This window comes from Micromonospora sp. NPDC051925 (assembly GCF_044548625.1).
Lineage (GTDB): Bacteria > Actinomycetota > Actinomycetes > Mycobacteriales > Micromonosporaceae > Micromonospora.
The window spans coordinates 126143-139354 of record NZ_JBIUCH010000020.1 but is presented as its reverse complement, the minus strand read 5'-3'; the positions used below and the strand labels follow the sequence as shown (position 1 = coordinate 139354).

Genomic DNA, 13212 nt, shown 5'->3' with positions numbered 1-13212 from the left:
GCGGGCCACCTGGACCGACCCCGACGGCACAGTGGGATCACCCCCGCATGCGCGGGGAGCAGGGCAGCGTGACCACAATTCGCGCATCCCGATCAGGATCACCCCCGCATGCGCGGGGAGCAGACTTCCTGACCTGGGGCGCTAAAGATCAAATCTGTGGTTTTTCTTCACTTTGCTTTGCAAGATCACCATCGTGGGTCGCCTGTGTCCGGTTGTCGAGTCGGGTGCTGTTGGTGGGTCAGCGTACCGGCCGGTCGTGCTCCTGGGACATGTTGCGGCTGTGGTCGATGCGTCTGATGCGCGATGAGTCTGGGTGCAGCCGTATCGCTCGTACGTGAGGGTCGTTCTCGATGCCGGAACACTCGTTTCTGTCGGGTCCGTTTGGTCTCGTGTAGTGGTTGGAGAGGTGACCCCCGGTGTCGTACCCCTCTGGTTGTCTGTCTGGTGTGGTCGATTGGGGCGACCTCAGCGAGGCCGCGCGTCTCGTCTGGGGTAAGACGAACCGTGACCGAGGGCTGGTCTGGCTGCCGTTTTTCCGGCATTTTGCCGACAGCGCCGATGTGGCTGGCCTCTTGTGGGATAGGTGGCTGCCGGTCACGGTCCGGCAGCGCATTGCCGAGCCCTTGCCGGGTGGTCTGGTGGACGCTCGGGTCCTGGTGCGGTGGCTCGCCGGCATCCACGACACCGGTAAGGCGACCCCGCCTTCACCTGGCAGGTGGGGCGGCGGCCGAGCAGATTCTTCGCATCGCTTTGTGACACCTTTCTGACAGGTGTCTTGTGTGGCCAATTCCCAGACGACCATTCTCGGGCCTTTGTGCGCGAGAGCGGCCAGCCGGTAGCTTCGTCGGGATCTAGAGACAGCAGATGTAGGGCGGATCAGCGTGGCCGTTGGCCTCTCGGGTGACAAGCGAGTCGACGTACGGGTTTTCTGGGGAAAGGCGGGCGCTCCCAAACAGGGTGAGGAGACCATTCCGCACCCGCTGATCTGCCACACGATTGACACCGCCGCTGTTGCCGAGCTGCTCTACGACCGTCTGGTCAGCGCCACCTGCCGCGCGGAACTCAAGGTCGCTTTCGACCCGCTCGGCGGCCGACCTGCCGCCTGGGTCGGCCTGCTCTGCGGGCTGCATGATCTCGGCAAACTCTCGCCGGCCTTCCAGGCGTTGCGGGCGGACGTCGCGGCCAAGCTGCTGCCACCGGAGGCGGTGGCGCAGACCGACCGTCTGAGCCGGATCCGAGCGGGCGGTCGCCGGACTGACACTCTCCATGGCGTCCTGACGGCCTATCACCTGCGGTGCTTCCTGCTCGACTGGGGAGCGAAGCCCGAGACGGCTCGGACGTTGGCGCAGGCTCTCGGTGGGCACCATGGCAGCTTCTTCTCCGACGCGGCGCTGCTCAACGTCGAATCGGCTGTTCTGGACCACGGCGGCGAGCAGTGGGCGAGGTGGGCCGAGGAGCTGTTCTGCCGTACGGCGGAGCTGCTGGGGCTGCCCGATCCACGTACCGTCGCCTGGTCGGAGGTGGTGCTCGGGACCGGCGGTGCGGTCGCGCTCGCCGGCCTGACCACGGCGAGCGACTGGATCGCTTCCGGTTCGATCCGCAAAGCCACGCACGCGGGCAGCGACGTCGAGCTGACCGAGTACCTGCGACTCGCTCGGGACCGCGCGAAGGAACAGGTCGACCGGCTCGGGTGGTCCGGGTGGGTGCCGCCGGGTGACCTGAGCTTCGACCGGCTGTTCGGGCAGCAGCCCCGGCCCCTGCAACGGGCCGTCGAGCAGTTGATGGCCAGCAGGGAGCGGCCCGGAATCCTGATCGTCGAGGCACCCACCGGCGAGGGTAAGACCAGGATCGCCCTCCAGACCACCGTAGGTCTGGTGCACCGGCTGGGGCTGGCCGGGTTCTTCGTCGCCATGCCCACCCGGGCGACCAGCAACCAGATGTTCGACGAGGTCGACCCGTTGGTGGCGGGCATCGACCCGGCGCTCTCGGTCAAGCTCCTGCACGGCACGGCCGCCGAACACCTGGCCGACCGGCGGGCGCAGGCCGCCCGGATCGAGCCGGTGACTCCGGAGGACGTCGGCACCGACGACCCGGCCGGTGGCCAGGACCAGGTCGTACGGGAGTGGTTCACCAAACTCAGGGCGTTGCTCGCCCCGCTGGCCGTGGGCACCATCGACCGGGTGCTACAGGGCGGAATCCGGTCCCCGTGGGCACCGGTGCCCCTGGTCGGGCTCTCCAACCGGGTTCTTGTCGTCGATGAGGTGCACGGCTACCAGGTGTACATGTCGACGATCCTGGACCGGATCCTGTGGTGGCTGGGCCGGCTCGGAGTGCCGGTGATCCTGCTGTCGGCGACCCTGCCCCGGGTACGCCGGGAGGAACTGCTCCGGCACTGGTACGCCGGTGCCCGGCGGTCCCGCCCGAACGAGGTGGAGCTGTCGTTGCCCGAACTGCACTATCCGCACGCGGTCTGGCTGGACGACCAGGGGGTTCCCGAGGTCGCGCAGGCGGCGGCGTCCAGCACCAACGTCGGCCGACGGGTCGGTCTGGTGCAGGTCGCTGACCAGGAGCTGACCGGGTGGGTGTTGGCGCAGGCGGCTGGCGGTCGTGGGGTGGCGGTCGTGCACAACCTCGTACGGCGGGTCGACCGTACCGTTGAACTGCTCGAAAAGGCGGTGTCCGCGCTGCCCCCGGGTGCACGGCCCCGGATCGTGTCGCTCACCGGCCAACTCCCGGCGGCGGTACGCGCCCAGGTCGAGCAGGAGCTTCGGGAACTGTTCGGCCCGGAAGGCACCCGCGCTCCCGCAGGCGGCTACGTCGTCGTCGGAACCCAGGTGCTGGAGCAGAGTCTGGACCTGGACTTCGACGCGATGGCCAGCGATGTGGCCCCCGTCGACAGCCTGATCCAGCGGGCCGGGCGGCTGCACCGGTTCCGCCGGGCAGATCCGGGCTCGCCGCCGACCCTCGCCCTGGTCGGCGTGACCGAGAAGGCATCCGGTCCGGTCTGGCCGGCGTACACCACGCACATCTACCAGGACGTCGTCCTGCTGCGTACCTGGGCGTTGCTGCGCGAGCGGCGAGAGCTGCGGATGCCGGACGAGGTTCCGGAGCTGGTCGACGCGGTCTATTCGGACCCGGACGGGATCGCGTACCCCTCGGGGTGGGAAGCGCGGTGGCAACTCGCCCAGGCCAAGCTGGAGAAAGCGCAGAACGACGACCGGAAGAACGCGGCGGGACGCTTCCTGCCACCCCCCACCCATCCTCGCGCGTTGCTGGAACTCACCGCGCATCCGCGCTTCACCGGCCAGACCCGCAAGCCGGACGGACGGGGCCGCCGCAGTGAATGACCAGGGCGAAAGCTGGCCGCTGGACGACTGGATCGACGTGGTCGTGCTGCGGGACGAGAACGGTCGGACGGTACCGGTGACGGGCCAGATTCCCGTCGATCTTGCCGATACGAAGCCGCCCCACCCGGAGTCGCTGTCGGAGTTGCTCGACTCCACGGTCCGGGTAGCCGCCGGTGAGGGAAACCTGTCGGTGGTGCTCGATATCCTGCGCGTGATCCCGATCCCGGCGGTCTTCGCCGCATCACCCTGGCTCGTCGACTCCCGGCCGGTCGTGGTGCGGAACGGAACCGGTGCCCTCGGCAGCTTGTCGGTGCGCTACTCCGACAGCGCCGGCCTGCGGATCAGTGGCCCGGAGACGGGCCTCGACCACGACGATCAGGACGGGTGAACCAGTGCGTTTCAACCTGACCGAGCAGCCATGGCTGCCGGTGGTGCGGATGGACGGCACCCGGGACGAACTCGACCTCGTCACGCTGTTGACCGACGCCCATCTCCTCCGGCGCATCCTGGGCCAGACGCCACCGATGACGGCGGCGCTGCACCGGCTCGTCCTGGCCTTCATGCACCGGGCGTACGGGCCGGCCAGCGAGGTGGAGTGGGCGGAGTTGTGGCGGGCGGAACGGCTGCCCACCCCGAAGGTGCTCGCCGACCGCTTCGAGCTGTTCGATGCCGAGCGGCCGTTCCTCCAGTGCCCGGCGGTGGCGGGGGTCGCCGCCTCCAGCGCGGCGAAACTCGTGCCGCACCGAGCCGTCGGCAACAACACGACGCTGTTCGACCATACGACCGCATCGGCCGAGGTGCGTCTGACACCCGCCGAGGCGGCCCGGTGGCTGGTGACCCTCCAGGCGTACGACCCGGGCGGGATGAAGACCCCGTACCGCAAGGACAAGGCATCCCAGGCTGCGCCGGCCAACGCGATGGGGATGGTGCTGGTCGAAGGCGGCACTCTCAAGGAGACGCTGCTGCTGAACCTCATGCCGTACTGCCCCGACGACGAGACGCCCAGGAGCACCGGCGTGGACGACCGGCCGGCGTGGGAGGCCGCCCCACCTGGCCCCGAGCCGGATCAACGGCACCCCGAGGGCTGGACCGACCTGCTCACCTGGCCGGCTCGCCGGGTATGGCTGGTGCCTCGGCAGATCGACGGCAGCACGTACGTCGACCGGGTCGTGGTCACTCCCGGCACCAGACTCGCCGGCGATCCGCAGGACCGGGAGTGGATGGCGGCCCATCGGCGTCCGAAGATCAAGGAGGGGCGTACGACCAAAGGCAAGTCGACCACACCGACGTACGGCCCCTGGTACCCGGTACGGCTCCAGGAACACCGTGGGGTGTGGCGGTTCAGCCAGGAACTCCTCCTCGCCCCGATCGGGTCGGAGGAACGGCACTGGCAACGACCGCTGACCCTCGACCACGTCGCCCGGATGGTGATGGACGGGGTGATACCCCGCCAGGCGGTCTACACCCTGCGGGTCTTCGGGCAGCAGCTCGACAGCAAGGGCTCGGTCGTGCAGCAGGCCCTGGAGGAGACCGTGGCCGCCCCCGTCGCCCTGCTGCGCGCCGACCATCCGGTCGCGGGGCCGGTCATCGGACGCAGCATCGAGTTGGCCAACCTCGTCGGCAGTGCGCTGAACCAGATGGATCGGGAGCACCGGGCGCAGTTCAGGGCTCCCGCCGCGCACGGGCTCGACCTGGCGTACTGGCCGCTGCTGTCCCGGCCCTTCGATGCGCTTCTGGAAGGGCTGGCCCGCGCGCTCGAATGCGGGACCAGCCCGGTGCCCGCCACCCGGGACTGGGACCGGGCGGTGCGCCGGATCGCTACCGAGGCCGCCGTGCGTTGGGCCGAGGGCTCGCCCCGGCAGGGCCGCAACCTGGAGATCGCCGGCCAGTGCTACGGACACTTCGTCGACCAGCTGAACAGCGAGATCAACGCCTATCGCGGTCACCTCGCCGGCCACATCGAGTAGGAGGACGGCACCATGGACCCCAGCACCACCGTGACCCAGCGACGGGACGCCTTCGTGCGTGGCCTCTACGGGCTGCACTACGCCGTCACGTCGGACAACCCGCGCAGGTCCGGCGACGCCCGGCGGGCCCTGGCCCGGCTGCGGCGTTCCTTCTCCGGTGGCCAACAGGAAGCCGAGGCGTACGACGTCGTCTTTCCCTATGAGCCACCGGAGCGGGAGCAGAAGTCGTGGCTGCTGGTCGCGGGGCTCTTCGCGTTGCACCCGCACGGGAACACCGTTCGGGGACGGTCCCTCGGCACCGCCATGCGTGACCTGGTCGAGAAGCGTCCCTCGGCAGCCCGGCGGTTCACCCAACTGCTCTCCGTCGACGACACCGCGCTGCCGCACTACCTGCGGCAGGCCGTCCAGCTTCTGCGCTCAGGTGACGTCGCCATCGACTTTCACCGCCTGCTCACCGACCTGGTCGACATGCAGGGTTCCGCCGAAGAGACGCATCGGGTCCGGCTGCGCTGGGCGCGGGACTACCACCGGCCGAAGCGTACGCCGAAGGCCACCTCCAGCACCGAATCCGAGCCGGCAGAGGGCGTCGTTGCCGAGCCGGTTGACGCCTAACCAGGAGAGCCTGTGATCATCGAGTTGCATCTGTTGCAGTCCTTCCCGGTCAGTAACCTGAACCGGGACGACGTCGGCCAGCCGAAGACCGCCACGTTCGGCGGCCAGGTACGCGGTCGCATCTCCAGCCAGTCCCTCAAGCGGGCCGCACGTCTGCTCTTCCAGCGCTACGGGCTGGCGGCGACCGAGACCGGGGTACGGACCAAACGATTGGTGGACAAGACCGCCTGGGTGCTCAAGGAGGAGCGCGGCCGGGACTACGACGAGTCTGTGGGGGTCGCCTCGTCGGCGCTGCTGGCCCTCGGCTTCGGCCTCGACAAGCGGCGGAACACGCTCACCGAGTACCTGCTCTTCGTCGGTAACCAGGCGGTGGAACTCCTCGCCGACTACTGCGACCGGGACTGGGACCGGCTCGCCGCCGACGCGGCGGCCCGGACCAAGGCGGCCGAGAAGAAGAAGGCGGACGCCGCCGACGAGAAGAAGAGTAAGATCAAGCCGGACCGGCAGACGCTGGAAGCAGCGGGCCGGATCCTCGACGCCGGCCGGGTCGTCGACGTCGCGCTCTTCGGGCGGATGATCGCCGACAACAAGGACTTCAACGTCGACGCCGCGTCCCAGGTCGCCCACGCGATCTCGACCCACGCCGTGGTCAACGAGTACGACTACTACACCGCCGTCGACGACCTCCAGCCGCAGGACGAGTCCGGCGCCGACATGATCGGCACGGTCGACTTCAACTCCGCCTGCTACTACCGGTACGCCAACCTGCACCTCGACCAGCTCGGCACCAACCTGCGCGGTGACACCGATCTGGTGGCACGGGCGACCCGGGCCTGGCTGGAGGCGTTCATCGACGCCGTACCGAGCGGCAAGCAGAACTCCACGGCGGCGCTGACCCCGCCCGAGACCCTCCTGGTGGTGGTCCGGGACAAGGGTGCCTGGAACCTGGCCAACGCGTTCCTCAAGCCGGTCACCGGCCACGACCTGATGGTGACCTCGACGCAGGAGTTGTTCGGCCACTTCAACCGGCTCCGCCGGTTCTACGGCGAGGACGACCTGCGGGCGGTGGTCGCCGCTTCGATCAGCGCGGACGTGACCGGCCTTGACGCCCGGGAGGTCGCACCCAGCCGGCACGAACTGGTGTCCCGGGTGCTGGCCGCGACGAAGGTGTGAGGGCGGTGCCGATCCACTCCCTCGCACTCTGCCTCGACGCGCCGATGCAGTCCTGGGGCACCCGCTCCCGCAACAACATCCGCGACACCGGTCGGGAGCCCACCAAGTCCGGGGTGGTCGGCCTGCTCGCCGCCGCTCTCGGCATTCCCCGCGACGACACGTCGTCCCTCGTCGATCTGGCCAACCTGCGGATGGGTGTCCGGGTCGACCGGGAGGGCATCCTGGAACGGGACTACCACGTCACCCAGAACGTGCCGACGACAACGGGCGGCGGGCACCGCACCACCCTCAGCCACCGGTACTACCTCGCCGACGCGATCTTCCTGGTCGTGCTCGAAGGCCAGGATGCCGCCCGGCTCGCCCAGATCCAGGAGGCCCTCCGGGCACCGGTCTGGCCGCTGTTCCTCGGCCGGCGGGCCTTCCCGCCGGCCCGGCCACTGGTCACCAACGGCCCTCACGAGGAGGCCGATACCGGCCTCGGACTGACCGACCAGTCCCTGGAGGAAGCCCTTACCACCCATCCGTGGCTGGAGAACCGGGCCGACGTCCGGGCTGCCGAGCGACGGAACACGGCCCGGACCCCGTTGCGCACCACGGTCGACTGCCAACCGACAGAGCCCGCTGCCGAGCTGCGGATGGACGTTCCCCTGTCGTTCGCGCCCCACGACCGCCGGTACTCCGCCCGCGCGGTCCGGACCGGAACCGTGCCGCTGACCGACGAACTGATCATCACCGCGAAGGAAGCCTCGTGTACCTGAGCAAGCTGACGGTCAACGTGTACTCGCGCGACTTCCGCCGCGACCACGCCGACCTCCGGCAGATGCACCGGACGGTGATGTCCGGGTACCCCGACCTGCCTGCGGACACCCCTGCCCGGCAGTCCCAGTCCGTGCTGTGGCGACTCGACAGCGTGCACCGTGGCTTCGTCGAGTACGTGCAGAGCAGCGCCAAGCCGGACTGGAGCCGCCTGTCCGGCGACTACCTCATCGAACCGCCCCAGGTACGCAGCCTGCAACCACTGCTCGACGCCATCACCCCCGGTCGGCGCTTCGCCTTCCGCCTGGTCGGAAACCCGACCCGCACCGTCGTCCGTCAGGCGGACCGGGACAGGCCGGCGGCGGAGGGTGGTAAGCGGGCACGCGGTCAGCGGATCGCCCGACGCAAGCCCGACGAACAGATCGAATGGCTGATCAGGAAAGGTGGGCAGCACGGCTTCGTGGTGCCGACCGCGTACAACGGGCAACCGGACGTGTCGCCCTCGCCGTGTCTTGTCCAGACCGGACAGCCCCGCGCCGGTGACCGGGGACCGATCACCATCGAGCCGGTTCGATTCGAGGGGCACCTGATCGTCACGGACGCGGAGGCCTTCCGGACGGCGGTCCAGCAGGGCATCGGCCACGGCAAGGCGTACGGCTGCGGCCTGATCAGCCTCGCCCCAATCCGTACGTCCAGCTGAACCTGGAGGGGCGGTCGAACCCGATCGCCCCGGGCAGGTGGGGACGGGCGGCCCGCCCCCACCCTCCCGACTCAGCGCTGCCCGAAGACCTTCCGGTACGTGCCGAGGCGCAGCAGGGCGGTCTCGCCGGTGGCGTCCAGGACGCCGTCGTTGTCGGTGATCGCGTACACCTGGCCGTCGCCGCCCACGGTCAGCCCCTCCAGCTTCTCCTGGGTCCAGCCGTTGGTGGCCCGCAGTGCCGGCAGCACGTCGACGGCGAGCGTCTTGGGCAGCACCGACAGTGTGCCGGCGGTGGCCGGGCCGGTCGGCAGCGGCACGGTGTAGATCCGCTTAACGGTGGCGGCCGGGCCGTTGAGCTTGTCCCGCTCGATCACGGCGAGCCGGTCACCGACCACGGTGATCTCGGAGAGCCCGATCCAGTCACCGGAAGCGCTGGTGCTCGCCAACTGGTAGCCGAACCAGCTCCAGCTGTCCGCGGTCACGTCGTACCGGCCGATCCGGACGACGCCGGTCGGGTCGGTGGCGACCTCGCGCTGGAGCACCGCCCAGACGATCTCCCGGCCGTTCCGGTCGGTGCTGGCGGTGACCCCCTCGAAGCCCTGCTTGCCCAGCCCGGCGGCGATCTCCGCCGGCAGCGGCACGGTCTGCTGGGTCTGCCCGTCGCCGTTCAGCCGGACCAGCTTGTTCTCGCTGCCCTTGGCACCCTCGACGGCGAGCCAGAAGCCGCCCTGGGGCCGGGCGAAGATCCCCTCCGCGTCGTACCCGATCGGCTTGCCGGCGGCGTCGGTCACGGTCGACGAGCCGGTGACGACCGCCGGTGACTTCCGGGTGTCGAGGGTCAGGATCCGGGTCGGGGTGTACGCGGCGTCGGTGACGCTGTAGAGCTGCTGCGGCTGGCCCGGTACGGCGGAGAGCGCGCCGAGCGCCCCCCAGCCGATCGGCGCACCCTGCGCGTCGTCGGCCGACACGATGCTCGGGAAGCCGGGGGTCTGCTCACCCAGCCGGTAGAGCGACACCGAGGCGCGGACGCCCACCGAGGCGTCGTCGGTCTCGCTGGAGACCGCGAGCAGGTCGCGGGAGGGGATGGGGAGCAGGCCCTCCGGGCCGTTGGTGGTGGGTAGCACCTGGCGCAGCACCGGGGCGGTGGGCCGGCTGAGGTCGTAGACGGCGACGAAGTTGCTCCGCTCCGAGCCGACGAACGCGTACCGCACGCCGTGGTACTCGGCGATCGCCACGCCCTCCGGCTCGGTGCCTTTCTTCGCGGCCCGGTCGTTGTTGTGCAGCCCGTAGCGGACCGCGAGCCGTTCGAAGGTTATGCCCGCGTCCCAGGCCACCTGGCCGGTCCGGCTGTCGAAGATGGACCAGCCCCGGGTGCCGCCCCGCCAGTCGCCTTCGTTGGCGGTGGCCAGGTAACGGTCGTTGACCCAGGCCACCGCGTCGGGCTCGCGGGGAACGTCGGTGATCGCACCGGTCAGGTCGATCCGGCCGTCCTTGACCGTGTCGATGCCGTCGACCGAGGCCGTACCCGCGCTGAAGGCCCGGGTGATCCGGCCGGTGGGCAGGTCCACCAGGACGACGCCGTTGTTCTCCTGGAGGGTCACCGCGAGCTGGTTGCGCTCGTTGATCGAGACGTACTCCGGTTCCGGGTCGGTGGGCTCGGTGATCCCGGCGGCGGCCAGCACCGGCAGCGCCTGGCCGTCGGGGCCGGTCAGCGACACGGTACGCAGCTTCCACCGCTGCGGCGTCGTCTTGCCGTCGAGGTCGATGAGCTGTACGAAACCGGCGGGCGCCTGCGGCAGGTCACCCTTCTTGCGGCCGGGCGGGGTGGCCTCCTCGTCCCGCTCGTTCTCGATGGCGATCGCCGCGTAGCGCTCGTCGTGGCTGATGGCGATGGAGTCGGGCTGCCCGCCGAGGTCGATGCTGCGTACCCGCTGGCGGGTGGCCAGCTCGATCACGTCCAGCCGGCCGGAGGGGGCGGTGTAGCCGGCGCTGGTGTTCACCACGACCAGGACGTACCGGCCGACGATCGCCACCGAGGTCGGCTCGTCCTCGGCGTCGCCGAGCTGGGCCAGGGAGAGGGTGCCGAGGCCGGTCGGCTGCTGCGGCTTGCTGATGTCGAGGAACCCGATCCGCCGGGCCGCCGCGTCGGTGTAGACCAGGGTACGGCCGTTCGGGCTGACCGCGGAGATCTCGGCCACCGTCGCGGCGGCCGGGTCCGCACCGGCGGGCCGGTTCTGGAACACCGGGTAGGTGGCGGTGCGGTCGAAGGCGAGCTTCCGGTCGGGGTAACGCTGGGCGGCGTCCGCGCTGCCCGGGGTGGTCAGGGTGGCCAGCGCCAGGCCGGCCACCACTGCCGAGGCGAACACACTTCTCGCTGTCACTGCTCCTCCGAACTTTCGATTCGGACGGAGGCTGACAGGCACGACCGAGCACGGGCTGGCCAGCGGGTGAACGGCCGGCGACGCGCCGGCGGTGAGCTGGCTCGGCGGCCTCGCCGGTTCGGCCCGTCTTCGCTGGTCGAACCGGTGGCCGGGCCGATCCGATCCGGGTCAGGTGTCGATGACGGCACCGTTCTCGTCGATGCCGTGGTCGCGCCAGTAGACGTCCCACTCGTCGTCGACGTGCTGCGGGACCTTGCCCTGGGGATAGCGGACGTACGGGGCGGTCGGCTCCTGCCCGTCCGGGAAACAGGCGCTGCCGCCCTGCGCGCCCACCGCGATCGCCGGGTACTCACCATCGCTACAGATGTTCTCCCGGTAGCCGCAGCCACTGGTCACCATCAGCATGCCCAGGCCGACGCCGGCAAGGACGATCATGATCCGTACTCGCATGCGGTCGAGTCTTGTCGCGGCGAACGCCACTGTCATGCGTACCCGTACTCAGCACCCGACCGGCCCGGCGTCCACCGTGGATGAATGCATCGGTTGTCGGGCTCGGTCGGGGTCGACGGGTCGGAAGGTGTCGTCGGCGTGGTCGGGCTCGATGGGTGGGCTCGACGGTGGGCGTACGCCCCGGCGGCGAGCGCCATCAGCCCGAGCAGCGGGCTCGGTAGGGTGAGGCATCCGCCAGGACAGGAGGCCCGATGGCTGCCAGCTTTGCCGTCACCACGTCGGCCGACGCGCCGCAGCAGGTCGATCGGCCGCTACTGACCTACTGCGACGACGCGACCGGTGAACGGACCGAGCTGACCGCGAGCCAGCTCGGCGGCTGGGCGGCGCGCACCGCCGGCCTGTTGCGCGACGGGTGCGAGTTGGGGCCGGGCAGCCGCGTCGCGGTGCTGCTGCCGCCGCACTGGCGTACCGCTGCGGTGTTGCTCGGGGCCTGGTCGGTGGGGATGGCGGTGTCGTTCCGGCCGCGTGCCACCGCCGGGCTGCCGGTCCTCGAACCGGGCGGCGACCGGCCGTACGACGCGGTGTTCGTCACCCCGGAACGCCTCGACGACTGGCTGGACGACGTGCCCGACGGGGTGCACCGCTATCTCGTCGGCACCGGCCCCGGGCCGCTGGCCGACGTGCCGGTAGGTTGGCTCGACTGGTCCGCCGAGGTGCTCCGGCACACCGACGCCCCGCCCGACTATGCCGCCGTCCACCCGGCCGCCCCGGCCACCCCGGACGGCACGAGTTACGCCGTCTGGGGGCGGCTCGCGTCTGAGCTCGCCGGGCAGCTCGACCTGCGCGGCGCTGACCGGTTGCTGGTCGACGCGGCCGAACACGAGCAGCCGGTGAAGTGGCTGCTCGCGCCGCTCGCCGTCGGCGCCTCCGTGGTCATCTGCGCCAACCTCGACCGGTCCGACCTGCACGCGAGGGTGGCCACCGAGCAGATCACCCGAGTCCTCTGACCGCCCCACCCCACCCACCCCACCGCCCCACCCACCCGGCACCAGCCCGCCCTGCCCCGCCCGGTCTCAGGGGGCGTACGACGCGGGTTTTCACCGGTGTTCGACGTAGCGCGGCGGTGGCAGTTTTGCCCCATGGCTTCCCGACCCGTACGGCGCTGGCGTCAGCTCACGGTCTGGCTGCACGTCGTCACCTCAGTGGGATGGATGACGCTGGCCCTGGTGCTCTTCGTGTTGCTGGTCGCCAGCCTGACCACGGAGAGCCGGGCGGTGGCCGTGAGCGCCACCTCGATGGCCCACCTGCTCGACGGCCGGTTGCTCGCCCCGCTGGCCAACGCCTCGGCGTTCACCGGGCTCATGCTGGCCGCCGCGACCCCGTGGGGGTTCTTCCGGTACCGGTGGGTGCTGGTGAAGTTCGCGATCACGCTGGTCCAGCTCTATCTGGGCATCTTCATCCTCGACGAGGCCCTGGCGGAGACCGCGTCGGCGGCGGCCACCGGTGCGGCCGGCCCGGCCCTGCCCATGGCGGTCGGTTCGGCGTTGATGGCCGGAGCGATCGCGTTCCAGGCATGGGTGTCGATCGCCAAGCCGTGGTCGACGACCCGGTGGATGCCGGCCGACCGGCGGCAGGTCTCCGCCGAGACGGCACCCCGATGGGTGTTCGTGGCTACCGTTGCCGGCGTCGCGGCGGACCTCACCGTCGCCACGGTGCTCGGCCATCCGGCACCCGTGGTCTCCCTGACGATCCTGGCCACCTGGCTCACCCTCCGCCGCCGCCCCACCCCGAGGTGATGAGTTGACCAAGAGGTTTGCGTCATCGCC

Annotated in this window: 12 protein-coding genes; 10 read left to right on the top strand and 2 right to left on the bottom strand. The window is 70.4% G+C overall.

Features of this window, described 5'->3' with window-relative positions:
* Positions 1–416 precede the first annotated feature (416 nt).
* The 8 genes from ACIG87_RS25315 to cas6e all read left to right on the top strand — a co-directional run bounded on the left by ACIG87_RS25315 (position 417) and on the right by cas6e (position 8555).
* The gene (locus ACIG87_RS25315) at positions 417–767 is read left to right on the top strand and encodes an HD domain-containing protein (RefSeq protein WP_396853752.1); all 351 of its coding nucleotides are present in this window, start codon (positions 417–419) and stop codon (positions 765–767) included.
* Between the two features lie 114 nt (positions 768–881).
* Positions 882–3347 (top strand): CRISPR-associated helicase Cas3', encoded by a 2466-nt coding sequence (gene cas3 / locus ACIG87_RS25310; RefSeq protein WP_396853751.1) that lies wholly within the window; start codon positions 882–884, stop codon positions 3345–3347.
* Positions 3340–3735, top strand: coding sequence for a hypothetical protein (locus ACIG87_RS25305; protein WP_396853749.1), 396 nt, complete (start codon positions 3340–3342; stop codon positions 3733–3735). The genes cas3 and ACIG87_RS25305 overlap by 8 nt, the downstream gene beginning before the upstream one ends.
* A 4-nt stretch (positions 3736–3739) precedes the next feature.
* Positions 3740–5314 (top strand): type I-E CRISPR-associated protein Cse1/CasA, encoded by a 1575-nt coding sequence (gene casA / locus ACIG87_RS25300; RefSeq protein ID WP_396853748.1) that lies wholly within the window; start codon positions 3740–3742, stop codon positions 5312–5314.
* 12 nt (positions 5315–5326) lie between these two features.
* Positions 5327–5926, top strand: coding sequence for a type I-E CRISPR-associated protein Cse2/CasB (casB, locus tag ACIG87_RS25295; RefSeq protein WP_396853747.1), 600 nt, complete (start codon positions 5327–5329; stop codon positions 5924–5926).
* A gap of 12 nt (positions 5927–5938) precedes the next feature.
* Entirely contained in the window at positions 5939–7099 is a 1161-nt protein-coding gene (gene cas7e, locus ACIG87_RS25290) for a type I-E CRISPR-associated protein Cas7/Cse4/CasC (protein WP_396853746.1), read from the top strand.
* A 5-nt stretch (positions 7100–7104) separates the two neighbouring features.
* On the top strand, positions 7105–7857 hold the full coding sequence (cas5e, locus tag ACIG87_RS25285; RefSeq protein WP_396853744.1) for a type I-E CRISPR-associated protein Cas5/CasD: 753 nt from the start codon (positions 7105–7107) through the stop codon (positions 7855–7857).
* Positions 7848–8555 carry a type I-E CRISPR-associated protein Cas6/Cse3/CasE gene (gene cas6e / locus ACIG87_RS25280; protein WP_396853742.1) on the top strand — a complete coding sequence of 236 codons (708 nt, stop codon included), beginning with the start codon at positions 7848–7850 and terminating at the stop codon, positions 8553–8555. The genes cas5e and cas6e overlap by 10 nt, the downstream gene beginning before the upstream one ends.
* A gap of 71 nt (positions 8556–8626) precedes the next feature.
* On the opposite strand, the gene ACIG87_RS25275 is transcribed toward cas6e, so the two are convergent.
* Positions 8627–10936 carry an esterase-like activity of phytase family protein gene (locus tag ACIG87_RS25275; protein ID WP_396853740.1) on the bottom strand — a complete coding sequence of 770 codons (2310 nt, stop codon included), beginning with the start codon at positions 10934–10936 and terminating at the stop codon, positions 8627–8629.
* Between the two features lie 168 nt (positions 10937–11104).
* Positions 11105–11386, bottom strand: coding sequence for an SCO0607 family lipoprotein (locus tag ACIG87_RS25270; RefSeq protein ID WP_396853738.1), 282 nt, complete (start codon positions 11384–11386; stop codon positions 11105–11107).
* 251 nt (positions 11387–11637) lie between these two features.
* Between ACIG87_RS25270 and ACIG87_RS25265 the strand changes: the two genes are divergently transcribed.
* Positions 11638–12393: a TIGR03089 family protein gene (locus ACIG87_RS25265; protein ID WP_396853736.1), complete on the top strand. Its 756-nt coding sequence runs from the start codon at positions 11638–11640 to the stop codon at positions 12391–12393.
* Positions 12394–12525: 132 nt separating this feature from the next.
* Positions 12526–13182, top strand: coding sequence for a hypothetical protein (locus tag ACIG87_RS25260; RefSeq protein WP_396853734.1), 657 nt, complete (start codon positions 12526–12528; stop codon positions 13180–13182).
* Positions 13183–13212: the final 30 nt, after the last annotated feature.

Bases quoted from the DNA above. Each gene is read 5' to 3' on its own strand.
- ACIG87_RS25270 (WP_396853738.1), bottom strand. From the start codon at position 11,386: ATGCGAGTACGGATCATGATCGTCCTTGCCGGCGTCGGCCTGGGCATG.
- casB (WP_396853747.1), top strand. From the start codon at position 5,327: ATGGACCCCAGCACCACCGTGACCCAGCGACGGGACGCCTTCGTGCGT.
- ACIG87_RS25260 (WP_396853734.1), top strand. From the start codon at position 12,526: ATGGCTTCCCGACCCGTACGGCGCTGGCGTCAGCTCACGGTCTGGCTG.
- ACIG87_RS25265 (WP_396853736.1), top strand. From the start codon at position 11,638: ATGGCTGCCAGCTTTGCCGTCACCACGTCGGCCGACGCGCCGCAGCAG.